Raw genomic sequence first — 1,037 nt, forward strand, 5'->3', positions numbered from 1 at the left:
TTTTCAAAGCCCTTAGTTTTAGCGACCTGGTCAGGTAAGGAAGCAGTATTACTACTACCCCCTCCCTTAGAAACGCAGCATGCAGGTTTCCCCACACTACGCTTGAGCCCCTTATCTAAGTTCTTCTTTTCTAGAACCGGCTTGTCCTTCATGATTCCTCAGGAAACATCATTCTTAATGGTGACACCAACAGTAGAGAACCTTCTCTTGAGAAAGAGCTTGCTAACATTCTTGTTCGTTTCACTCTCTCATCAAAATACTTTTTCCATTTTAAGTCAAGGGGATTTGCATCCGCTCTGATTTTAACATGTCGTCTGATAGGTATATCAATCAGCTTAAGCAGTCTTAAATACCGTATCTCTTTTGGTTTGTTCTTGCATATGGGTGCAGCAAAAACCCATTGGCGTTGACCCATTACTTTGAAGTAACGATTCTTTATCCAACGTAATCCTTTACGAGGATGTCTTTTCTTTGCCCATTTCCATAAACTATGCCAAATTTCATTGTCGATTTTTCTAAACGCTTTTTTAGCACACACATGGTGATAGTAATTTCCCCATCCTCTCAGTAGAGAGTTAAGTGACTTAATTACTATAGCCTGAGTGTTTGCTATATTTGCTTTTATCAATGTACGTGCTTTATTAAGAAGTTTTTTAATACTTTCTTTAGAAGGTTTAATAATTAACTTCTTATTATATCTACGTACATTACAACCAAGAAAGTCAAACCCTGTTGTAATAAATGTAATCTTTGTCTTCTCTTCTGACAGAGCTAAACCTCTCTCATGAAGGAAAGATGATACTAATGGCTTAACTTCATTTTCCAGTAGTTCACATGTAAAACCTGAAATAATAAGGAGAGTAGACCAGCGGAACTTCCCCACCAGTCTCTCGCAGAACTGTACGGAAACCTCTCGGTTTATACAGCTCCCATTATTTAGCCCTTTGATCCTAACCCAAGTGTCCAATGATAGAAAATATTTGGAGACCTCTTTCTCACTTTTCCTAGAAATTGCTTTGCTAGTCTTCCATGATCTC

At 38.1% G+C, this 1,037-nt stretch carries 1 protein-coding gene and 1 pseudogene; both read right to left on the bottom strand.

Features of this window, described 5'->3' with window-relative positions:
* Nucleotides 1–152 (bottom strand): annotated as a pseudogene (locus BBB02_RS06840) (Rpn family recombination-promoting nuclease/putative transposase); the annotation flags it as partial.
* Nucleotides 149–883 (bottom strand): group II intron maturase-specific domain-containing protein, encoded by a 735-nt coding sequence (locus tag BBB02_RS06845; RefSeq protein WP_245970066.1) that lies wholly within the window; start codon nt 881–883, stop codon nt 149–151. The gene BBB02_RS06845 and the pseudogene BBB02_RS06840, both read right to left, overlap by 4 nt.
* Nucleotides 884–1,037: the final 154 nt, after the last annotated feature.

It is taken from the genome of Wolbachia endosymbiont of Bemisia tabaci (assembly GCF_003999585.1).
Lineage (GTDB): Bacteria > Pseudomonadota > Alphaproteobacteria > Rickettsiales > Anaplasmataceae > Wolbachia.